The following is a 21,070-nucleotide window of genomic DNA, read 5'->3' as shown; positions in this document are numbered from 1 at the left end:
TACGACGGGGGTCCTCGGTGTGCCGGATCAGTCGTGCGCGATGGCACCCAGGATGTTGATCCGCGCGGCCCGGATCGCCGGCAGCGCCGCCGCGACCACACCGATCAGCGCGGCCAACCCCAGGAAGATCCCCATCTGGGTCCAGGGCAGGACCAGGTCGGTGATGCCGTCCTCGCGCAGCGCCCGGACCACTGCCGCGCCGAGCCCGGTGCCGACGACCACCCCGAGCAGCGCCCCGAAGACCGAGATCACGATCGCCTCGACGGTGATCATCTGCATCGTCTGTCCGCGGCGCAGCCCGATCGCCCGCAGCAGTCCCAGTTCCCGGGTCCGCTCCAGCACCGACAGCGCCAGGGTGTTGACGATCCCCAGGACGGCGATCACGATGGCCAGCGCCAGCAGGATCTGGATCATCGTCAGCAGGATGTCGAGCTGACCTGCCTGCTGCTCGATGAAGGCGTCCCGGTCGGCCACCGACACCTCGGGGCTGTCGGCGAGCAGCGCCTCCACCCGGGGCAGGACCTCGTCGACGGCGGTGCCCGACTCCAACTGCACGAACCCCTGGATCGGGTGCGGGATGGCGAAGTCGGCGGTCACGCTCTGCGGCAGGACCACCGGGTTGGTGAAGACCTCGCTGGTGAAGATGCCGCTGACGGTGAAGGTCCGGGCCTCACCCCGGGTCAGCTGCACCGGCACCGTCGACCCGACCGACCAGCCGCGCGCCGTCGCCGTCTCCGACCGGACCAGCATCTGGTCCGCCCCGATCCGGTCGATGTCACCGGCGACCGGCTCGGCACCGAAGATCTGCCGGAGGGCGGCCGGCTCGCTGCTGGCGGCGACCCAGGTCCGTTCGCCGCCGACCTCGGCCAGGTCGCCGTACTCGCCGTCGGCCAGGCGTACGCCGGGGATCTGGGCCGCCTCGGTGAGCACGTCCCGGTCGAAGCTCGGTGGCCGAGGGCCGCTCTGCGCACCGGCGATGACCAGTTCGGCCCGGAGGTTGTCCTGGGCCAAACCGCTCAGGCTGCTCTTGGCCGAGTCGAGGATGACCGTCACCCCGGTCACCAGCGCGATGCCGACCATCAGGGCGGCGGCGGTGATGGCGGTCCGACGCGGGTTGCGGCCCGAGTTGAGCCGGCCGAGCTTGCCCGGCACCGAGAAACTGAAGATCGCGCCGAGCAGGGAGACCACCGGGCGACTGAGCAGCGGCGTCAGCAACGCCACCCCGATGAAGGTGGCCAGCACCCCACCGAGGATGACCGCCAGGACGTTGCCGCCCGCGTTGTCGGTCAACCCCAGCGCCAGCAGGATCGCACCGGCACCGGTGATCACCGCTCCGCTGACGGTGACCCTGGTCAGCGGTCGGTCCGGGGTGGCCACGTCCTGCATCGCCGCGATCGGGGGGATCCGGGCGGCCCGCAGCGCCGGCAGCAACGCCGCCACCACGGTGATCAGCAGGCCGACGCCGAACGCGCCGACCACGGCACTGACCGGCACCCCGATCCCGGCCAGTTCCAGCCCGCCGGCGAACTGCCCGAACAGGTACGCCAGGAGGGCGCCGACGCCGACCCCGGCCGCCAGGCCGAACACCGAGGCGAGCAGACCCACCGCCACGGCCTCCAGCACCACCGAGCCGATGATCTGTCTCCCGCTGGCCCCGACCGCCCGCAGCAGCGCCAGCTCCTTGGTGCGCTGAGCCACGATGATCGAGAACGTGTTGAGGATCAGGAAGGTCCCGACCAGCAGCGCCACCGCGGCGAACCCGAGCAGGATCCGGTTGAAGAAGGTCAGCCCCTCCTCGAAGGCCGCCGACATCTCCTTCGACAGCTCCTCACCGGTCTTCACCACGAACCGGTCGCCGAGGGCGGCGGCCAGGTCGTCGCGCAGGGTGGTGTCCGAGACCCCGTCGGCGGCGGTGACCGAGACGCTGTTGAAGGTGCCGGTCTCGCCGAGCATCAGCTCCTGCGCCACCGGAGTGGTGAAGTGGATCTCACTGGAGCCGCCGATGGAGTCCCGGCCGCCGCTGTAACCGAAGATCCCCACCACCGTGAAGTCCCGCCTCGGTTCCAGGGTGAGCACCCCGACCCGGTCGCCGACGTTCACCTTCCCGGCCTGGGCCAACCCGGCGTTGATCACGATCTCGTCGTCGGCGCCCGGCTCACGCCCCTCCCGCAGCTGGACCACGTCGGACTCGCCGGTCCAGTTCTGCCCGAGCTGGGGTGGCCCGAACGAGCCGACCACCTTTCCGTCGCCGCCGATCAGCCGGGCACCGTCGGCGAGCGCCAGCCCGACCGCGTCGGCCACCCCCGGCACCGCCCGGATCTCCTCCACCGTCGCGGCCGGGAACGGCGGATTGACCGGCGCCCCCTCCGCCTCGGAGACCTGCACGTTGGGCCTGCTCGCCACGTTGACGTCCACCTCGGCGTACGCGTCGGCGAAGACCTGGTCGAAGGTGCGGCTCAGGGTGTCGGTCAGGACGAACGCACCGGAGACGAACATGACGCCCAGCACCACGGCAAGACCGGAAAGGATCAGCCGTACCTTCCGGGCCAGAAGGCTCTTCAGAGTCGCCCGCAGCATCAGCTGTCCACCTCGGTGGGGGTGTCCAGCTTCTTCATCGTGTCCAGCACGGTGTCCGCGGTCGGCTCGATCAGCTCGGTGACGATCTGCCCGTCGGCCAGGAAGACCACCCGGTCGGCGTACGCGGCGGCGGTCGGGTCGTGGGTGACCATGACGATCGTCTGCCCGTGTTCGCGGACCGAGTTCCGCAGGAACCGCAGCACCTCCGCCCCGGAGCGGGAGTCCAGGTTGCCGGTCGGCTCGTCGGCGAAGATCACCTCGGGGCGGCCCACGAGCGCCCGCGCGCACGCCACCCGCTGCTGCTGACCGCCGGACAACTGCGCCGGTCGGTGGTCCAGCCGGTTGGCCAGCCCCACCGTCGCGATCACCGTGTCGTACCAGTCCGGGTCCGGCTTGCGCCCGGCGATCGACAGCGGCAGCAGGACGTTCTCCCTGGCCGTCAGGGTGGGCAACAGGTTGAACTGTTGGAAGATGAAGCCGACCTGGTCACGTCGGAGCTTGGTCAGCCCGGCGTCGTTCAGCCCCGTCACCGTGGTGTCCCCGATGGTCACCGTGCCCCGGCTCACCGAGTCCAGTCCGGCCAGGCAGTGCATCAACGTGGACTTGCCGGACCCGGAGGGCCCCATGATCGCGGTGAACCGACCGCGTTCGAACTCGACGCTGACTCCCCGTAGCGCGGCGACCTGCGCCTCCCCGCTGCCGTACACCTTCCAGACGTCGTTCGCCCGGGCGGCGGTCTGCGCCTGGCTCCCTACCGTCGCGGTCACGTCATCTCCCTCTGCTGTTCCTCACGGTCATCCGCGCCGTCCCACCGGGCGGCGCAGCCTCTTTCATCTTCGGACCCCCGGACGGCCGAGAAGTCCGACCCAGGGCCGAAACGGGGCGGACTTTCCGCTGCGGGTCGGCCCCGATGCCGGCTCAGGGTTGTCCCTGACAGTCCGGCCGCCCACCGCCTGCCGCACCGTGGCACGGCTGTCCCGGCAGTCGACGGGAGTCGCCTCCCTCGACCGCCTTTGATCACCGTAGGTCAGGCCGGCAACCCGCCGACGCCGGTTCCGGTCGGGCACCGCCGCACCGGCGACGGGTGCGGCGGCACCGTCACGCCTTCGGCCGGACCAGACCCGACTCGTACGCCAGCACCACCGCCTGGACCCGGTCGCGCAGCCCCAACTTGGTCAGCACGTGTCCGACGTGGGTCTTGATCGTCGTCTCGCTGACCGACAGCTCCCGGGCGATCTCGGCGTTGGACAGGCCCCGGGCGACCTGCACCAGCACCTCCCGTTCCCGCTCGGTCAACCCGTCGAGGGTCTTCGGCGGCCCCGACGACGGATCCGGCAGGGCCCCGGCGAACCGGTCCAGCAACCGCCGCAGGATGCGCGGCGCGACCACCGCGTCGCCCCCGGCCACCGTCCGGATCGCCGCCACCAGGTCCTCTGCGGGTACGTCCTTGGCGAGGAACCCGCTGGCCCCGGCCCGCAGCGCCCCCACCACGTACTCGTCGAGGTCGAACGTGGTCAGGATGAGGACCCGGACCGGCAGCTTCGCCTCGACGATCGCCCGGGTCGCCGCCACCCCGTCCATCCGGGGCATCCGGATGTCCATCAACACCACGTCCGGCAGCAGCCGACGGGACAGGTCCACCGCCTCGACCCCGTCGCCCGCCTCGGCGACGATGTCCAGGTCGTCCTCGGTCCCCAACACCATCCGGAACCCGGTACGCAGCAGCGGCTGGTCGTCGGCGAGCAGGATCCGGACCGGCCGCCCCGGCGTCACCTGATCGGTCATCTCGTCTCCCCGTCCCTGCCCGCCCCTGCCGGAGCCTCGTCCGCCTGCTCCACCGGGATCCGCGCGTACACCCGGAAGCCACCGCCGGTCCGGGGGCCGGTGTGCAGGGTCCCACCGTAGAGCCCCACCCACTCCCGCATCCCCACCAGCCCGTGCCCCGTCCCGATCGCCGTCGGGTCCGCCCCCCGGCCGGTGTCGGTCACCTCGACGGTGAGGTGGCCGTCACCGAAGGTCAACAGGGCCTGCGCGGTGGCCGCACCGGCGTGGCGTACCGCGTTGGCGAGCGCCTCCTGGACGATCCGGTACACCGCCAACGAGACCCCCTCCGGCACCGGCACCGGGTCGCCCTCCACCCGCAGCGTCACCGGCAACCCGGTCTCCCGGGCCTGGTCCACGAGCGCCTCGATGCCGGCCAGACCCGGCTGCGGGCTCAGCTCGGCGGGCGGCTCCGCGGCGGAGCGCAACACGTCCAGCAGCCGACGCATGTCCCGCAGCGTGGCCCGGCTGGTGCCCTCGATCGTGGCGATCGCTCCGTCGGCGGCGTCCGGGTCACGACGCAGCATCCGACGCGCCCCGGTGGCCAGCACCCCCATCACGCTCACCTGGTGGGCCACCATGTCGTGCAGTTCCCTGGCGATCCGGCCGCGTTCCTGCGTCACGGCCTGCTCGGCCAGGGTCCGCTGGTTCTCCTCCGCCACCCGGGCCCGCTCGCGCAACGCCGCCAGGGTCGCCCGCCGGGCGTGCACCGCCCGTCCCACCGTGTACGACACCAGTCCGGTCAACAGGTTGTTGATCACCAGGTACGTGCTGCCGACCCCCATCCGGTTCGCGGGCGGGATCAACCCGACGAGCAGCAGCACCGGCACCCACAGCACCGCCGCGGCCACCGCCGCCCGCCGGGCCGACCAGCTCGACGCCACCGTGTAGGTCAGCACCACGAAGGTGAGCCCCTGGGTGCCCGGGACCCGTTCCATCCAGACCGGCAGGGCCAGGCAGGCCAGGGCCGACCCGACCGCCACCACCGGCAGGCGTCGCCGGATCACCACCGGCAGGACGCACAGCACGCTCCACAGCCAGCTCTCCGACAGCGGGCGCGGCCACAACTCCTGGGGGCCGACCAGGGTGAACAGCACGTCGAACAGCACCAACGCCCCGGCGAGCACGGCATCCGCAGCGAGCGGATGCCGGCGCAGGAACTGCCGGGGCGCGACGGTCATACCGCGACGCTAACCGCCCGTACCGCGAAGTGATCGTCGCCGACGGTGACTCCGCCCTCATCCGTGAGTAGGAGACTCACTCCTCCGGACCCGGCTCGGTGGCAGCGGTTCGGGCGTCGGGCAGCGGTCCCGCCGAGGCCGCCGTCACCGGGAACGGCGGCGGGGTGTTGCCGAAACTGGGGCAGTGCGCCTGGTGACTGCACCAGTCGCAGAGCCGGCTCGGCCGGGGACGGAAGTCCTGCCGCTCGGTGGCCTGCTCGATCGCCCGCCACAACGCCACCACCGTCCGCTCGAAGCGGGCCAGTTCCTCGGCGTCCGGGGTGTAGTCGCAGACCTCGGCGTCGCGCAGGTAGAGCAGGCGCAGCACCCGGGGCACCACCCCCCGGGTCCGCCACAGCACCAACGCGTAGAACTTCAGCTGGAACAACGCCCGGGCCTCGAACGCCTCCCGGGGCGCCCCCCCGGTCTTGTAGTCGACCACCCGCAGCGCGCCGTCGGGCGCCACGTCGAGACGGTCCAGGTAACCCCTGATCAACAGCTCGTCGTCGACCACGGCGGAGATCAACGCCTCCCGCTCGGCCGGCTCCAACCGACGCGGGTCCTCGACGGTGAAGTAGCCCTCCAGCAGAGCGGTGGCCGACCTGAGGAAATCCTCGCCGGCCTGCGGTTCGGCACCGTCGAACAGGTCGGCCAGCTCCGGCTCCTCGGTGACCAGCCGGTCCCACTGCGGGGCCACCAGGTCCCCGGCCGCCGTCGGGGTCCGGTCGGCCGCCGGCAGGTCGAACAACCGCTCCAGCACCGCGTGCACCAGCGTGCCGCGGGCCTGTTCCACAGTCGTGCGCTCCGGTAGCCGGTCGATGCTGCGCAGCCGGTAGAGCAGGGGACAGGTCTTGAAGTCCGCAGCCCGCGACGGCGACAGCGAGGCCCGGACCGTGGCCGGGACCTCCGTCGAGGCCGGGGGCTGGGCGATGATCACCGGTTCCGCCGTCATGTCCGCAAAGGGTAGGGCACGGGTGTGACAGCGGCGCGCCGTGGACGTCGGGCCCCGGGCGTCGGTCCGTAGCATCGAGGAGGTGCAGCAGAGATCGGAAACCCCCCGCCGTCGTGACCACCCCTCCGGACTCCGCGTCGGCCGGGTCCTCGGCGTCCCGCTGTACCTGCACGCCTCGATGCTGCTGCTGGCCCTGCTGGTCACCGTCGTGTACGGCGAGTTCGTCCGCCACCAACTCGGGTTGTCCCAGCTCAGTGGCTACCTGATCGGGTTCGGCTTCGTGGTCTCGCTGCTCGGCTCGGTGCTGCTGCACGAACTGGGCCACGCCCTCACCGCCCGCCGCTACCACATCGGCGTACGCGGGATCACCCTCGAACTGCTCGGCGGCTACACCGAGATGGACCGCGACGCCCCCAACCCCCGGGTCGACCTGCTGGTCTCCCTGGCCGGCCCGGCGGTCTCGGCGGTGCTCGGGGTGGCCGCCACCGCCGCCACGATCGCCCTGCCCGAACGGACGGTGCTCAACCAGCTCGCCTTCCAGTTGGCGGTGAGCAACGTCATCGTCGCGGTGTTCAACCTGTTACCCGGCCTGCCGCTGGACGGTGGCCGGGCGCTGCGCGCGGCGGTCTGGGCGGTCACCAGGGACCGGCACGTCGGCACCGAGGTCGCCGGCTGGATCGGACGGGCGGTGGCGGCGGGCACCGCCGTGGCGGTGACCCTCCTCGTGCTTGGCGGGGTGCTCGCCCCCCTGGCGCTGCCCCTGATGCTGCTCGTCGCCCTGACCCTCTGGCGCGGTGCCGGGCAGTCGATCCGGGTGGCCCGGGTCAGTCGTCGGTTCCCGCTGATCGACCTCGCCCGACTGGCGCAGCCGCTGCTGCCGGTGCCCAGCGGCACCCCGCTGGCCGAGGCGCAGCGCCGCCGCGACGCGCAGGCCCCTGGGGCGGCGCTCACCGTCACCGACTCGGCCGGTCGACAGTTGGCGGTGGTCGACCCGGTGGCCGCCGCCGCGGTGCCGGCGGAGCGTCGACCCTGGTTGGCGGTCGACGCGGTGGCCCGATCGCTGTCCGGCCTGCCGACGATGCCGGTGGATCTCGACGGCGAACGGGTGATGGAGACCGTGCAGACCCACCCGGCCGCACAGTACGTCGTGACGGCAGGTGAAAATGTCGTCGGCATCCTGCACATCGCCGACCTCGCGCAGCTTCTCGAACCACGACGGAACCCGAAACCTCACGGAAGTTGAACACGTGACCGTTCACCCCCCTGCGACCCCGACCGATCCGGGCACCCCGGTGTCCGGCCCCGCCCCGGCGTTGACACCGGTGCACCGTGGCCCCTTCCGGCCCGGCGACCGGGTGCAGCTGACCGACCCGAAGGGGCGGATGCACACGGTCACCCTGGAGGTGGGCAAGGCCTTCCACACCCATCGGGGCATCCTGGAACACGACGCGTTGATCGGCCTGCCGGACGGCAGCGTGGTCACCACCTCCGGCGGCGGCACCGCGTACCTCGCCCTGCGTCCGCTGCTGTCGGACTACGTGCTCTCCATGCCGCGCGGCGCCCAGGTGATCTACCCGAAGGACTCCGCCCAGATCGTCGCCATGGGCGACATCTTCCCCGGGGCGAAGGTCCTGGAGGCCGGCGCCGGTTCCGGTGCGTTGAGCTGTTCCCTGCTGCGCGCCGTCGGCGCCGAGGGGGAGCTGCACTCCTGGGAGGTCCGGGAGGACTTCGCCCAGATCGCCCGCCGTAACGTCGAGAGCTTCTTCGCCGGGCCCCACCCCGCGTGGCACCTGCACGTCGGGGACGTCGCCGACTGCCCGGAGACCGGCTTCGACCGGATCATCCTGGACATGCTCACCCCCTGGGAGACCCTCGACATGGTCGAGCGGGCGCTGCTGCCCGGCGGCGTGTTCATCGGGTACGTCGCCACCACCCCCCAGCTGTCCGAGCTGGTGGAGGCGCTGCGGGAACGGGGTGGCTGGACCGAGCCCCGGGCCTGGGAGTCGATGGTCCGGGACTGGCACGCCGAGGGGCTCGCCGTCCGCCCCGACCACCGGATGATCGCCCACACCGCGTTCCTGGTGTCCGCCCGCAAGCTCGCCCCCGGGGTCACCGCACCGCCCCGGCGGCGCAAGCCGAGCAAGGGTGCCGAGGCGTACGTCCAGCGGCGTCAGGCGCTGCGCGAGGCGGAGGCGGCCCGGCAGGCCGCGATCGCCGGCGACGGTGCCGACACCGCTACCGACCCCGCCGTGGAGCTGGACCGGCCGTGACCGCCAGCCTGGGCGTCGACGTGTCGACCGAGCGAGCCATCCGACCCGGCGGGCAGGGGCGTTTCCCGCGTACCGGCGTGGCGGAGGTCATCCGATGAACCTGCCCGGTTTCGACGGCGGCGAGGTGCCGGCGGTGTTTCCGGACTGGTCGCCCTACCAGGACCTGGAGTCGGCGACCCGGGCCTACCTGCGCGACCCCGACGTGGCACTGGAGGCGCTCGGCGGGGTGCTCCAGGGCGCCTCGGTGCTGGGCTTCACCCTGGAACGCTTCGTCAACGAGGTGAACGGGGTGTGGCAGGAGGTGGTGGTCTGCGACGGCAGCCGACTCATCCTGTGGCACGGCGAGGACGTCCCGCCGGGGGAGGGTCCGGCCGGTGCGATGACCTCCTCCCTGCGGGTGGTGCCGGTCTCCACGGTCACCGAGGTCGGTTGCCGTCGGCGGCTGACCCGCACCGACACCGGAGCCATCCGGGTCGACAGCGTCGACGTGTACCTGTTGCTGACCTCGCTGGACGAGGCCCCACCGGGGGACGAGACGGTCGGTACGCCCCGGCACGACGCGTTGCGGTTCGGCAAGACCCTCGACGACGGGGGAGCCGGGCAGATCGCCCGGTTGGAGGACTTCGCCCGGCTCGTCGCCTCGGTGATCGGCCGCCCACTGCTGTAGGGGCACGTCCGAGGATCCGTCCGCCCGGGGTGACCACGTCGGGCGGACGGGACCGGGTCGGCCCGACGACCGTCGGACGGGTCGGGGGTCAGTCCTGCGCGTCGGGGCCGGCCACCTCGACGTCGTCGCTGCTGCGGACCACGTGGATGCACTCGCCCGGGCACTCCTTCGCCGAGTCGACGACCTCGAGTCGCAGGTGCTCGGGGACGGCCACCCGGCTCTGCGGAGCCTGCTGCAGCTCACCGTCGGGGCCCTTGACGTAGGCCAGGCCGTCCACGTCGAACTCGAAGACCTCCGGCGCGTACTGCACGCAGAGCCCGTCGCCGGTGCAGAGGTCCTGGTCCACCCAGACCTGCAACTGGTCGGTCGCGACCTCGGTCACCGGCGCACCCCCATCTTCTCGCGTTCCACGACTTCGACCGTACCCCGAGCCCGGCCTCCCGCCCCGTCGGCCCCTTCCTGCTCCGCAGGGGGTCGGTCGACCCGGTGGTGACGGGGACTTGTCACTCCCGCCCCGGCCGCCCCCCGGTGGCCTCCGGTCGTCGGGGTCCGCCGTCGCCGCGACCCCGTTCCGGCTGGCCCCGCCCCAGGTCAACGCGGTGGCGGGTCGGGTGTCCGCCCGGCCGCTCCCCGGGTGCCGGGGTGGCGACCGGCGGCCCCCCGGACGGGTCGTGGCGATCAAGGTTCAGTGACGAGGGCGTTGCGTGGGACCGAATCGGCCTCACAGCGGCTAGTGTTAGGCAAGTACGTTCAAGCCCCCCGGGGAGGTGGGACGTGGCACGCAGTGACGACGCGGACTCGCGCGCCGCACGGTGGGAGAAGGAGGCCCACGATCTCTCCACGCAGGTCGCGTTTCTCCAAGAGGAACTCGCTCTGGTGCGGCGCAAGTTGACCGAAAGCCCCCGACACGTCCGTCAGCTCGAAGAGCGGCTGACGGCCACCCAGGCGCAGTTGGCGCGGCTGACCGAGAACAACGACCGGCTCGTGAGCACCCTCAAGGAGGCTCGCGCGCAGATCGTGACGCTCAAGGAGGAGATCGACCGGCTCGCCCAGCCGCCGAGCGGCTACGGCGTCTTCCTGGCGCGGCACGACGACGACACGGTGGACATCTTCACCGGTGGGCGCAAGCTCCGGGTCGCCGTCTCGCCCTCGCTGGACGGCACCGAGCTGCAACGCGGCCAGGAGGTCCTGCTCAACGACGCGCTCAACGTCGTCGACGCGTTCGGCTACGAACGGGTCGGCGAGGTGGTGATGCTCAAGGAGCTGCTGGAGAACCCCTCCGGCGGTTCGTCCGACCGGGCCCTGGTGGTCTCCCACTCCGACGAGGAGCGGATCGTCCACCTCGCCGAGACCCTGATCGGGAGCGCGATCCGGGCCGGTGACTCGCTCATGATCGAGCCCCGCTCGGCGTACGCCTACGAGCGGATCCCGAAGAGCGAGGTCGAGGAGCTGGTCCTGGAGGAGGTGCCCGACGTCGACTACGAGGACATCGGTGGCCTCCAGTCGCAGATCGAGCAGATCCGCGACGCGGTGGAGCTGCCCTTCCTGCACGCCGATCTCTTCCGGGAGCACCAGCTCCGTCCGCCCAAGGGCATCCTGCTGTACGGCCCACCGGGCTGCGGCAAGACCCTGATCGCGAAGGCGGTGGCCAATTCGCTGGCCAAGAAGATCGCCGAGCGGTTGGGGCAGGAGCGGCACACCAGCTTCTTCCTCAACATCAAGGGCCCCGAGCTGCTCAACAAGTACGTCGGCGAGACCGAGCGGCACATCCGGCTGATCTTCCAGCGGGCTCGGGAGAAGGCCGGCGAGGGCACTCCGGTGATCGTGTTCTTCGACGAGATGGACTCGATCTTCCGGACCCGGGGATCCGGGGTCTCCTCGGACGTGGAGAACACCATCGTCCCCCAGCTGCTCAGCGAGATCGACGGGGTGGAGGGGCTGGAGAACGTCATCGTCATCGGCGCCTCCAACCGGGAGGACATGATCGACCCGGCGATCCTGCGTCCGGGCCGGCTCGACGTCAAGATCAAGATCGAGCGTCCGGACGCCGAGGCGGCCAAGGACATCTTCTCCAAGTACATCCTCTCCGGGCTGCCGCTGCACCCCGACGACCTGACCGAGCACGGCGGCGACTCGCAGGCCACCGTCGCGGCCATGATCGACGCGGTGGTCCTGCGGATGTACTCGGAGACCGAGGAGAACCGGTTCCTCGAGGTCACCTACGCCAACGGTGACAAGGAGGTCCTGTACTTCAAGGACTTCAACTCCGGCGCGATGATCCAGAACATCGTCGACCGGGGCAAGAAGATGGCCATCAAGGAGTTCCTCACCTCCGGGCGCAAGGGGCTGCGTCTGCAGCACCTGCTCGACGCCTGCGTCGACGAGTTCCGGGAGAACGAGGACCTGCCCAACACCACCAACCCCGACGACTGGGCCCGGATCTCCGGCAAGAAGGGCGAACGGATCGTCTACATCCGTACGCTCGTCTCCGGTGGCAAGGGCGCGGAGGCCGGCCGGTCGATCGAGACCGCCAGCAACACCGGCCAGTACCTCTGAGTCGACACCGACGAGGCCCGCGACGCGACGCGTCGCGGGCCTCGCGCGTACCGGCCGTACCGGCCGACCCCGCCGGCGGCGACCCGCCGTCCGGCCGCCACCTCACCATCGCGTCCCGCGCGGACTACGCTCGACATGACGGGGGACCGGTCGGGCGAGCGGAACGGGTATTTCGATGAGCGTGAGACGGATCATGGGCACCGAGGTCGAGTACGGCATCTCCGTGCCCGGTCAGGTCGGTGCCAACCCGATGGTCACCTCCTCGCAGGTGGTCAACGCCTACGGGGCGCGCCCGGAACTCAACCGTGGCGGCCGGGCCCGCTGGGACTACGAGGAGGAGTCGCCGCTGCGCGACGCCCGTGGCTTCACCTACTCGGGAGCCGTGTACGACCCGGCGGAGGCGCTCGCCGACGAGGACCTCGGGCTGGCCAACGTCATCCTCACCAACGGTGCGCGGCTCTACGTCGACCACGCCCACCCCGAGTACTCCACCCCCGAGGTGACCAACCCCCTCGACCTGGTCCGGTGGGACAAGGCGGGGGAGCGGGTGATGGCCGAGGCCGCCCGGCGGGCCGCCACCATCCCGGGCACCCAACCGATCCACCTCTACAAGAACAACACCGACAACAAGGGCGCCAGCTACGGGGCCCACGAGAACTACCTGATGCGCCGTCAGACGCCGTTCGCCGACATCGTCACGTACCTCACGCCGTTCTTCGTCACCCGGCAGATCGTGGCCGGTGCCGGGCGGGTCGGCATCGGTCAGGACGGCGGGCAGAGCGGTTTCCAGATCTCCCAGCGGGCCGACTTCTTCGAGGTGGAGGTGGGGCTGGAGACCACCCTCAAGCGCCCCATCATCAACACCCGGGACGAGCCGCACGCCGACGCCGACAAGTACCGACGCCTGCACGTCATCATCGGGGACGCGAACCTGTCGGAGACCTCCACGTACCTCAAGCTCGGCACCACCGCGCTGATCCTCACCATGATCGAGGAGAAGGCCCTCACCCCGGACCTGGGCATCGCCGACCCGGTCGGCGAGTTGCGGGCGGTCAGCCACGACCCGTCGCTGACCCACCGGATGCGGATGCGCGACGGTCGTCGACTGACCGCGTTGGACGTGCAGTGGGCGTACTACGAGCGGGTCCGTTCCTTCGTGGACGAGCGGTACGGCGCGGACGCCGACGAGCAGACCCTCGACGTCCTGGCCCGTTGGGAGGCGGTCCTGGACCGGCTCGGCCGCGACGTGATGCTCTGCGCCGACGAGCTGGACTGGGTGGCGAAGCTGCGTCTGCTGGAGGGCTACCGGGAGCGGGAGAACCTCTCCTGGGGTTCGCACAAGCTGCAACTGGTCGACCTGCAGTACTCCGACGTCCGGCCGGAGAAGGGCCTCTACCACCGGCTGGTGCAGCGCGGTTCGATGAAGACGCTGCTGGACGCCGAGCTGACCCGGACCGCGATGACCGAGCCCCCGGAGGACACCAGGGCCTACTTCCGCGGCCGGTGCCTGGGCCAGTACGCCTCCGAGGTGGTGGCCGCGAGCTGGGACTCGGTGATCTTCGACGTGGGGCGGGAGTCGCTGGTGCGGGTGCCGATGATGGAGCCCGAGCGCGGCACCCGTCAGCACGTCGGTGCGCTGTTCGACAGGTGCGAGAGCGCCAAGGACCTGTTGGAGTCGCTGTCGGGCGGCTGAGGGCGCGTCGGCGGCGTTCGCGGGGGTCTCTTACCGGCTCCCGCGAGGTAAGTTCATCGCAGGAGACCGTGCAGGTGACAGCGACCATGCAGGAGGCACCAGATGGCCACTCGTGACGGCGGGCAGTCCCAGTCGGGCCGGTCCCGGGAGACCGAGGAGATCGAGGACGTCACCACCGAGGCGAACCCGGAGGTCGCCGAGCGGCACGCCGAGATCACCGAGGACGTCGACGACCTCCTCGACGAGATCGACTCCGTCCTGGAGGAGAACGCCGAGGAGTTCGTGCGGGGTTACGTCCAAAAAGGCGGCGAGTGAGACTCGATGATCGCGCCGGGCGGGTGCGCGGGATAGTCTGCTTCATCTGCAACGGTGGCCCCGGCCGGGCCGTGACAGATCTGCGCGGCCGGCCGGGGCGATCACGTACCTGAGAGGAACCACGTGGCAGCGGCTTTCGATCCATCCGGGCGTCTACCAGTTGCGTTCACCGACTCGGGGACGTCCTCCTTCACCACCTTCCTGAGCCGGGTCGCCCCCGAGATGCTGCCGGGACGGCGGCCGCTGCCGCCCGGCACGGCCGCCGAGCTGTCGCCGCACGCCACCACCATCGTGGCAATCTCCGCCTCGGACGGGGTGGTGCTGGCCGGTGACCGGCGGGCCACCATGGGCAACATGATCGCCCAGCGGACCATGGTGAAGGTCCACCCGGCCGACGCGTACTCCCTGGTCGGGATCGCCGGTTCGGCGGCGATCGGGCTGGAGATGATGCGACTGTTCCAGGTGGAGCTGGAGCACTACGAGAAGATCGAGGGCGCGATGCTCTCCCTCGACGGCAAGGCCAACCGGCTGGCCGCGATGATCCGGGGCAACCTGGGCGCGGCGATGCAGGGTCTCGCGGTGGTGCCGCTGTTCGCCGGCTACGACCTCGCCGCGACCGACCCGACCCGGGCCGGCCGGATCTTCAGCTTCGACGTCACCGGCGGCCCCTACGAGGAGTACGGCTACGACGCGGTCGGCTCCGGATCGATCTTCGCCAAGTCGGCGCTGAAGAAGCGGTACCGGCCGGGCATCACCGTCGACGAGGCCGTCCGGCTGGCGGTGGACGCGCTCTACGACGCCGCCGACGACGACACGGCCACCGGCGGGCCGGACCTGATCCGCCGGATCTACCCGGTGGTGATGACCGCGACGGCCGAGGGCACCCACCGCCTCGGTGAGGAGGAGATCTCCGCGCTGGCCGAGAGCGTGGTCACCGCCCGCCGGGAGAACCCGGGCGGCTGACGCCCGCCGCCGTCCACCGCAACCAGTCGTCACCCACGTGCCCTGAAGGAGAACCGCCGCCGTGGCCATGCAGTTCTACGCCTCGCCCGAGCAGATCATGCGCGACCGCTCCGAGCTGGCCCGCAAGGGCATCGCCCGGGGCCGCAGCGCGGTGGTCCTGAGCTACGACGACGGGGTGCTCTTCGTCGCGGAGAACCTCTCCAGCGCCCTGCACAAGGTCAGTGAGATCTACGACCGGATCGGCTTCGCCGCCGTCGGCCGGTACAACGAGTTCGAGAACCTGCGCCGCTTCGGGGTCCGTACCGCCGACCTCAACGGCCTGGCCTACGACCGTCGGGACGTGACCGGTCGCGCCCTGGCCAACGCCTTCGCCCAGATCCTCGGCACGATCTTCACCGAGCAGTCCAAGCCGTTCGAGGTGGAGATCTGCGTGGCGCAGGTCGGGGCCAGCGCCGCCGACGACGAGCTCTACCGGCTCACCTACGACGGGTCGGTCAACGACGAGCCGGGCCGGATGGCGATGGGTGGTCAGGCCGAGGCGATCACCGGGGTGCTGAAGTCCCACCACCGTCCGGAGATGTCCCTCGGCGAGGCGGTCAAGGTGGCGGTGCAGGCGTTGAGCAGCGTCGGGGGCGAGCAGGGCGCGGCCCGGACCATCGCCGCCGAACAGCTCGAGGTGGCGGTGCTGGACCGGCGCCGGGTGGGGCGGACCTTCCGTCGGGTCACCGGGGCGGCGCTGACCGCCCTGCTCGACGGCGACGCGGAGCCTGCGGTGTCGAGCAAGGCGGACACGCCGCCGACGCCGACGCAGGAGGCGGGGAAGCCGACCTCGTCGGCGGGCTCGGCCGACCTGGAGGGACAGGACGGCGAGACGCCGCAGAAGTAACAGTTCGCGACGACGGTCGCGGCGAAGTGGACGGTCGACGGGGCCGGTGACGCCCGTTCGGGGTGCCGTCCGGGCGGTGTGGGCGGTTTCCCCGGAGGCGAGCAGTGCCCATCTGGGGCTTCGGGCGGCTAGTGTCACATCATGGAGCGGCGAATCTTCGGCCTCGAGACCGAGTACGGCGTCACCTGCACCTACCGGGGGCAGCGTCGGCTGTCGCCCGACGAGGTCGCCCGGTACCTGTTCCGGCGGGTGGTCTCGTGGGGCCGGTCGAGCAACGTGTTCCTGCGTAACGGGGCCCGGTTGTACCTGGACGTGGGTTCGCACCCGGAGTACGCGACACCGGAGTGCGACTCGGTGGTGGACCTGGTGACCCACGACCGGGCCGGCGAGCGGATCCTGGAGGGCCTGCTCGTCGACGCGGAGAAGCGGCTGCACGACGAGGGCATCGCGGGCGAGATCTATCTGTTCAAGAACAACACCGACTCGGCCGGCAACTCGTACGGCTGCCACGAGAACTACCTGGTGTCCCGGCACGGCGAGTTCGGTCGGCTGGCCGACGTGCTGATCCCGTTCCTGGTGACCCGCCAGTTGATCTGTGGGGCGGGCAAGGTGCTCCAGACCCCCCGTGGGGCGGTGTACTGCCTCTCCCAGCGGGCGGAGCACATCTGGGAGGGGGTCTCCTCGGCGACCACCCGCAGCCGGCCGATCATCAACACCCGCGACGAGCCGCACGCCGACGCCGAACGGTACCGGCGGCTGCACGTGATCGTCGGCGACTCCAACATGAACGAGGTCACCACCCTGCTGAAGGTGGGTACCGCCGACATCGTGCTGCGGATGATCGAGGCGGGGGTGGTGATGCGGGACCTCTCCCTGGAGAACCCGATCCGGGCGATCCGGGAGGTGTCGCACGACATCACCGGGCGACGCAAGGTGCGACTGGCCTCCGGCAAGGAGGTCAGCGCCCTGGACATCCAGCAGGAGTACCTGGCCAAGGCGACCGAGTTCGTCGAGCGCCGGGGCGGGGACCAGACCGCCAAGCGGGTGGTGGAGCTGTGGGGTCGGGTGCTGCGCGCGGTGGAGACCGGCGACCTGGACCCGGTGGCCCGGGAGATCGACTGGGTCTCCAAGCTGAAGCTGATCGAGCGGTACCAGCGCAAGCACGACCTGCCGCTGTCGCACCCCCGGGTGGCCCAGATGGACCTGGCCTACCACGACCTGCGGCGGGGGCGGGGCCTGTACGGCCTGCTGGAGCGGCGCGGTCAGGTGGACCGGGTCAGTACCGACCCGGAGATCTTCGAGGCGAAGGAGACCCCGCCGCAGACGACCCGGGCGCGGCTGCGGGGCGAGTTCATCCGGCACGCCCAGGAGAAGCGGCGGGACTTCACCGTCGACTGGGTGCACCTCAAGCTCAACGACCAGGCGCAGCGGACCGTCCTGTGCAAGGACCCGTTCCGGGCGTACGACGAGCGGGTGGAGCGGTTGATCGCCAGCATGTGACCCGACGACGAGCGGGCGTACCGGTGGGGGTCGTACCGACCACCGGTACGCTGGTCGGGTCATGACGAGTGTTGAGCCTCCGGACCGTCCCGGCGACGACGTCGAGCCCCGCAACTGGGTCGACCGCCGTCGGGAGCGGATCCGCGACGAGATCGCCCGTAACCGCCGTGGTGAGTACACGGTCCCCACCTGGGTGTTGGCGGTCGCCCTGGCGGCGATGGTCGGCGGCTGGCTGGCCCTGGTCTTCCTGGCCTGAGCCGCCCGCCCGCCGCAGGCTCCCGTCGGTAGCCGCCCGGCGGCTCCCCGTCGGCCTTCGAGGTCAGCCGAGCAGGCTCACCGCGTGGCGGCCGGCGGCAGCGGCGGCCACGAAGTACGCGTGGTCGGCGTCGAGTCCCCGGCCCATGGTGGACAGGGTCACCGGTGCGGCGCGCAGGGCGGCGTCGAGCCCTTCGGTGTGGACCCGTACCAGCCGGTGTCGGTCGCCCAGCCCGGCGAGCGCGGCGTCGACCTGCGCGGCCAGCGCCGGTTCGAGCCCCTCGGGGACGACGAGGTCGGCGGGGGCGAGGGCAACCCGCCCGTACGCGGTCAGGCTGTGGTGGGACACCCCCCGGTGCCGGGGGCGCAGGTCGGCGTCGGAGATCCGCAGGGAGCCGACGGCCCGGCCGCCGAGCACGGCGACGGCGTTGACCGCCTCCCCGACGGCCACGCCGGAGAATCCCCACCGGGTTCCGGTGCCGAGGTTGCCGGGTCCCTGGGCGACGATCGCGACGTCGGCGTGCAGCACGTGTCGGGCGGCGAGCAGCCCGGTGTGCAGGGTGGCGGCCTCCAGGTCGCCGCCGAACGCCTGCCCGACGCTGACCGTGCCGACGAGGTGGTCGCGGAGTCCGTCCAGCGTGCGGGAGAACCAGGCGGGCAGCGCCCCGCCGTCGGTGAGCAGGTACGCCACCCGGGCGTCGGGGGCGTCGGCGCGGATGCCGGCGAGGACGGCCGGCAGCGCCGAGTGCAGGTCGGCGGTGACCACCGGCATCCCGTCGAGGCTGTCGGCGGTGGCCAGTACCTCCCGGTGCGGGGAGGCCTCCTCGTCGACCCCGAGCAGGATCGGCTGCAACGGGGTGTAGCGGGCCTTGACCAGGTGTCCGGCGTCGCGGGAGTCGACCACCTGCGGCGGGTCGGCGGGCAGCCGGTCGGGCAGCGCCACGACCAGGGCATACCCACCGGTGCCCAGCCCCATCAGCAGCGCCCCGGCGTTGAGCAGCACCCGGTCCCCGGGCTCGGGGTGGCCCACCAGGTGGGGGTAGGCCAGGGCCCGCATCGGGGTCCCGTCGGTCAGCCGTACCTCGAGTTCCGTCGCCCCGGACCACTGCCGGCGCAGGGTCGTGACCGTACCGGACCGCCATCGCACCATAGCCCGGCACGCTAGTCGGTCCCACCCGCCACACCGGCCCCGGGGCCGGTGTGGGGTCGAGTCGATCAAGGGGTTTGCGTCAGCGACGCCCTCCGATCCGACGCGAACCCCTCCATCGACGCAGCAGGGGGTGGCAGGCGGCGGCGGAGGGGCGGTGGGGTGTGTGGGGGCTGCGGGTGGGCTGCTAGCGTTTGGGCCGTGTCGCGGAACCGCACCGAACGCCTGGTCAACCTGGTGATCTGCCTGCTGTCCACGCGACGGTTCCTGACCGCCGCGCAGATCGCTGCGACAGTGCCCGGATACGAGCACGACCCCGACGATCCGAAGGACCACGAGGCCTTCCAGCGCAAGTTCGAGCGGGACAAGGCCGAGCTGCGGGAGTTGGGCGTACCCCTGGAGACCGGGACGGCGAGCGTCTTCGACGCCGAGCCCGGCTACCGGATCGCCCCCCGCGAGTACGCCCTGCCCGACATCCCGCTGGACCCGGGTGAGGCCGCAGCCGTCGGCATCGCCGCCCGTCTGTGGCAGCACGCCGGGCTCTCCGCCGCCGCCTCCTCCGGGTTGGCGAAGCTGCGCGCGGCCGGGGTGGACGTGGACCCGCAGGCCACCCTCGGCCTGGAGCCGATGGTGACCGTCGACCCCGCGTTCGCCCCGTTGACCACCGCCGCCCGGGACCGGCGTGAGGTGAGCTTCGACTACCGGGTGCCCGACCAGGACGCCCCGACCCGCCGCCGGGTGCAGCCGTGGGGGGTGGTCTGCTGGCGGGGCCGCTGGTACGTGGTCGGACACGACCTGGACCGGGCCGCGACCCGGTGTTTCCGGCTGTCCCGGATGGTCGGCGCGGTCCGCACGGGCGCGAAGGCCGACGCCTACCAGCCGCCCGTCGGGGTGGATCTGATCAGTCACGTGGCCCGCTGGTCGGGGCCGGTGGAGCGGACCGGTCGGGCGACGGTGCTGGTCGCCCCCGGACGGGCCGCCGGTCTGCGGCGCTGGGCGGTGCAGTCCGGCAGCGGCCCGGAGGGCGACCGGCTCGTCCTGCCGTACGCCGACCCGGAGTCCCTCGCCGGTCAGCTGGTCGGGTACGGCCCGGACGTGCGGGTGCTCGACCCTCCCGAGGTCCGCGACGCGGTCGTGCACCGGCTCCGGGAGATAGTCGCCCGGCACGCCGAGTTGGCGCCCGCCGGAGGGGTCCGGTGACCCGCCCGTCCGCCCGGAGTGGTTCCCGGGCCTCCGCCGACCGGCTCGCCCGGTTGCTGAACCTGGTGCCCTACCTGCTGGCCCGGCCCGGTATCGAGATCGCCGAGGCGGCCGGGGACCTGGGCGTCACCGAGCGGCAGCTGCGCGAGGACCTGGAGCTGCTCTGGGTGTGCGGGCTGCCCGGTTACGGTCCCGGTGACCTCATCGACATGGCGTTCGACGGTGACCGGGTCACCATCACCTACGACGCGGGCATCGACCGGCCGTTGCGGTTGACCCCCGACGAGGCGTTGGCCCTGGTGGTGGCGTTGCGGATGCTCGCCGAGACCCCCGGGGTGGCTAACCGGGACGCTGTGGAGCGCGCCCTCGCCAAGATCGAGAACGCGGTCGGTGACCTGGCCGGCGCCCCCGTCGCGGTCCGGCTGGCCGGTGACGACGAGCGGGTCCGTGAGCTGCGCGACGCCGTGCAGCGGGGGCGGGCGTTGACCATCACGTACTACACCGCCGCCCGGGACGAGACCAGTGAACGGGTCATCGACCCGCTGCGGATGCTCTCCGTCGAGGGCCGGGCGTACGTGGAGGCGTGGTGCCGTCGGGCCGAGGCGGTACGCCTGTTCCGGGCCGACCGCATCGACGCCTTCACCGAACTCGACGAGGTGGCCGCCGTCCCGTCGCAGGCCCGTCGCACCGACCTCACCGACGGGGTGTTCCGCCCCGCCCCCGACCTGCCGCTGATCACCCTGCGGGTGGGTCGGGGCGGGCGGTGGATCACCGAGTACTACCCCTGCGAGCGGGTGGAGCGTGGTGACGGGGACAGGTGGCTGGTCTCGATGCGGGTCACCGACCTCGGCTGGGCCCGCCGGTTCGTGCTGGGCCTGGGGTCGGACGTCACGGTGGTGGCCCCCGACGAACTCGTCGAGCAGGTACGCGCCCAGGCCGTCGCGGCCCTCGACGCGTACACCGACCTGCCCGCTCCCGCCGTCGGGTGACCCCGGGTCCGGCCTGCCGGGCGCCGGGCGCCGCCGGTCGGTACGCTGACCCGGTGGTG

At 71.8% G+C, this 21,070-nt stretch carries 19 protein-coding genes; 12 read left to right on the top strand and 7 right to left on the bottom strand.

Translation table 11 applies throughout. The features are described from left to right. Window positions 1–27: 27 nt before the first annotated feature. The 5 genes from WHN02_RS19210 to WHN02_RS19190 all read right to left on the bottom strand — a co-directional run bounded on the left by WHN02_RS19210 (window position 28) and on the right by WHN02_RS19190 (window position 6,570). Window positions 28–2,577 (bottom strand): ABC transporter permease, encoded by a 2,550-nt coding sequence (locus WHN02_RS19210; RefSeq protein WP_434740093.1) that lies wholly within the window; start codon window positions 2,575–2,577, stop codon window positions 28–30. After that, on the bottom strand, window positions 2,577–3,344 hold the full coding sequence (locus WHN02_RS19205; RefSeq protein ID WP_350896169.1) for an ABC transporter ATP-binding protein: 768 nt from the start codon (window positions 3,342–3,344) through the stop codon (window positions 2,577–2,579). Before WHN02_RS19205 ends, WHN02_RS19210 begins: the two co-directional genes overlap by 1 nt. A gap of 331 nt (window positions 3,345–3,675) precedes the next feature. After that, on the bottom strand, window positions 3,676–4,362 hold the full coding sequence (locus tag WHN02_RS19200) for a response regulator (protein ID WP_434740092.1): 687 nt from the start codon (window positions 4,360–4,362) through the stop codon (window positions 3,676–3,678). Continuing rightward, complete coding sequence (locus WHN02_RS19195; RefSeq protein WP_434740091.1) at window positions 4,359–5,579, bottom strand: sensor histidine kinase; 1,221 nt, start codon at window positions 5,577–5,579, stop codon at window positions 4,359–4,361. The genes WHN02_RS19200 and WHN02_RS19195 overlap by 4 nt, the downstream gene beginning before the upstream one ends. Window positions 5,580–5,655: 76 nt before the next feature. Next, the gene (locus WHN02_RS19190; RefSeq protein ID WP_434740090.1) at window positions 5,656–6,570 is read right to left on the bottom strand and encodes a RecB family exonuclease; all 915 of its coding nucleotides are present in this window, start codon (window positions 6,568–6,570) and stop codon (window positions 5,656–5,658) included. Window positions 6,571–6,748: 178 nt separating this feature from the next. Here WHN02_RS19190 and WHN02_RS19185 point away from each other — a divergent pair, with 178 nt between their 5' ends. The 3 genes from WHN02_RS19185 (at window position 6,749) to WHN02_RS19175 (ending at window position 9,507) form a co-directional block, all read left to right on the top strand. Next, complete coding sequence (locus tag WHN02_RS19185) at window positions 6,749–7,813, top strand: site-2 protease family protein (protein WP_434744009.1); 1,065 nt, start codon at window positions 6,749–6,751, stop codon at window positions 7,811–7,813. A gap of 4 nt (window positions 7,814–7,817) precedes the next feature. Next, window positions 7,818–8,840 carry a tRNA (adenine-N1)-methyltransferase gene (locus tag WHN02_RS19180; RefSeq protein WP_434740089.1) on the top strand — a complete coding sequence of 341 codons (1,023 nt, stop codon included), beginning with the start codon at window positions 7,818–7,820 and terminating at the stop codon, window positions 8,838–8,840. Window positions 8,841–8,934: 94 nt separating this feature from the next. Continuing rightward, the gene (locus WHN02_RS19175; protein ID WP_434740088.1) at window positions 8,935–9,507 is read left to right on the top strand and encodes a hypothetical protein; all 573 of its coding nucleotides are present in this window, start codon (window positions 8,935–8,937) and stop codon (window positions 9,505–9,507) included. Between the two features lie 88 nt (window positions 9,508–9,595). Here the strand turns inward: WHN02_RS19175 and WHN02_RS19170 are convergent, their stop codons facing one another. Further along, window positions 9,596–9,889, bottom strand: coding sequence for a ferredoxin (locus WHN02_RS19170; RefSeq protein WP_434740087.1), 294 nt, complete (start codon window positions 9,887–9,889; stop codon window positions 9,596–9,598). Window positions 9,890–10,281: 392 nt separating this feature from the next. Between WHN02_RS19170 and arc the strand changes: the two genes are divergently transcribed. From arc to WHN02_RS19135, 7 genes are all read left to right on the top strand, one after another. Beyond that, on the top strand, window positions 10,282–12,063 hold the full coding sequence (gene arc, locus WHN02_RS19165) for a proteasome ATPase (RefSeq protein ID WP_434740086.1): 1,782 nt from the start codon (window positions 10,282–10,284) through the stop codon (window positions 12,061–12,063). Window positions 12,064–12,238: 175 nt separating this feature from the next. Then, window positions 12,239–13,756 carry a depupylase/deamidase Dop gene (dop, locus tag WHN02_RS19160; RefSeq protein ID WP_434740085.1) on the top strand — a complete coding sequence of 506 codons (1,518 nt, stop codon included), beginning with the start codon at window positions 12,239–12,241 and terminating at the stop codon, window positions 13,754–13,756. Window positions 13,757–13,858: 102 nt separating this feature from the next. Continuing rightward, window positions 13,859–14,071 (top strand): ubiquitin-like protein Pup, encoded by a 213-nt coding sequence (locus tag WHN02_RS19155; RefSeq protein WP_350896177.1) that lies wholly within the window; start codon window positions 13,859–13,861, stop codon window positions 14,069–14,071. Window positions 14,072–14,194: 123 nt separating this feature from the next. Continuing rightward, the gene (gene prcB / locus WHN02_RS19150) at window positions 14,195–15,034 is read left to right on the top strand and encodes a proteasome subunit beta (RefSeq protein ID WP_434740084.1); all 840 of its coding nucleotides are present in this window, start codon (window positions 14,195–14,197) and stop codon (window positions 15,032–15,034) included. A 61-nt stretch (window positions 15,035–15,095) separates the two neighbouring features. After that, a complete protein-coding gene (prcA, locus tag WHN02_RS19145) occupies window positions 15,096–15,920 on the top strand; it encodes a proteasome subunit alpha (protein ID WP_434740083.1) in 825 nt (274 codons plus the stop codon). 141 nt (window positions 15,921–16,061) lie between these two features. Next, a complete protein-coding gene (gene pafA, locus WHN02_RS19140) occupies window positions 16,062–17,420 on the top strand; it encodes a Pup--protein ligase (protein ID WP_350896180.1) in 1,359 nt (452 codons plus the stop codon). Between the two features lie 61 nt (window positions 17,421–17,481). Further along, window positions 17,482–17,676 (top strand): hypothetical protein, encoded by a 195-nt coding sequence (locus WHN02_RS19135; RefSeq protein WP_434740082.1) that lies wholly within the window; start codon window positions 17,482–17,484, stop codon window positions 17,674–17,676. Window positions 17,677–17,739: 63 nt separating this feature from the next. On the opposite strand, the gene WHN02_RS19130 is transcribed toward WHN02_RS19135, so the two are convergent. Beyond that, complete coding sequence (locus tag WHN02_RS19130; protein ID WP_434740081.1) at window positions 17,740–18,825, bottom strand: DUF3866 family protein; 1,086 nt, start codon at window positions 18,823–18,825, stop codon at window positions 17,740–17,742. Between the two features lie 198 nt (window positions 18,826–19,023). On the opposite strand from WHN02_RS19130, the gene WHN02_RS19125 reads away from it, so the two are divergent. Next, entirely contained in the window at window positions 19,024–20,022 is a 999-nt protein-coding gene (locus tag WHN02_RS19125) for a helix-turn-helix transcriptional regulator (protein WP_434740080.1), read from the top strand. Next, on the top strand, window positions 20,019–21,011 hold the full coding sequence (locus WHN02_RS19120) for a helix-turn-helix transcriptional regulator (protein ID WP_434740079.1): 993 nt from the start codon (window positions 20,019–20,021) through the stop codon (window positions 21,009–21,011). The genes WHN02_RS19125 and WHN02_RS19120 overlap by 4 nt, the downstream gene beginning before the upstream one ends. The last annotated feature ends 59 nt before the right edge of the window (window positions 21,012–21,070 follow it).

This window comes from Micromonospora sp. SH-82 (assembly GCF_051132485.1).
Lineage (GTDB): Bacteria > Actinomycetota > Actinomycetes > Mycobacteriales > Micromonosporaceae > Micromonospora.
This window is presented reverse-complemented; position numbering and strand designations above follow the sequence as displayed.

What these genes read in the sequence shown, in the direction of transcription:
- WHN02_RS19130 (WP_434740081.1), bottom strand. Translation starts at nt 18,825, where the DNA reads ATGGTGCGATGGCGGTCCGGTACGGTCACGACCCTGCGCCGGCAGTGG.
- WHN02_RS19135 (WP_434740082.1), top strand. Translation starts at nt 17,482, where the DNA reads ATGACGAGTGTTGAGCCTCCGGACCGTCCCGGCGACGACGTCGAGCCC.
- WHN02_RS19185 (WP_434744009.1), top strand. Translation starts at nt 6,749, where the DNA reads ATGCTGCTGCTGGCCCTGCTGGTCACCGTCGTGTACGGCGAGTTCGTC.
- pafA (WP_350896180.1), top strand. Translation starts at nt 16,062, where the DNA reads ATGGAGCGGCGAATCTTCGGCCTCGAGACCGAGTACGGCGTCACCTGC.
- WHN02_RS19175 (WP_434740088.1), top strand. Translation starts at nt 8,935, where the DNA reads ATGAACCTGCCCGGTTTCGACGGCGGCGAGGTGCCGGCGGTGTTTCCG.
- WHN02_RS19210 (WP_434740093.1), bottom strand. Translation starts at nt 2,577, where the DNA reads ATGCTGCGGGCGACTCTGAAGAGCCTTCTGGCCCGGAAGGTACGGCTG.
- WHN02_RS19190 (WP_434740090.1), bottom strand. Translation starts at nt 6,570, where the DNA reads ATGACGGCGGAACCGGTGATCATCGCCCAGCCCCCGGCCTCGACGGAG.
- WHN02_RS19195 (WP_434740091.1), bottom strand. Translation starts at nt 5,579, where the DNA reads ATGACCGTCGCGCCCCGGCAGTTCCTGCGCCGGCATCCGCTCGCTGCG.
- dop (WP_434740085.1), top strand. Translation starts at nt 12,239, where the DNA reads ATGAGCGTGAGACGGATCATGGGCACCGAGGTCGAGTACGGCATCTCC.
- WHN02_RS19155 (WP_350896177.1), top strand. Translation starts at nt 13,859, where the DNA reads ATGGCCACTCGTGACGGCGGGCAGTCCCAGTCGGGCCGGTCCCGGGAG.
- WHN02_RS19200 (WP_434740092.1), bottom strand. Translation starts at nt 4,362, where the DNA reads ATGACCGATCAGGTGACGCCGGGGCGGCCGGTCCGGATCCTGCTCGCC.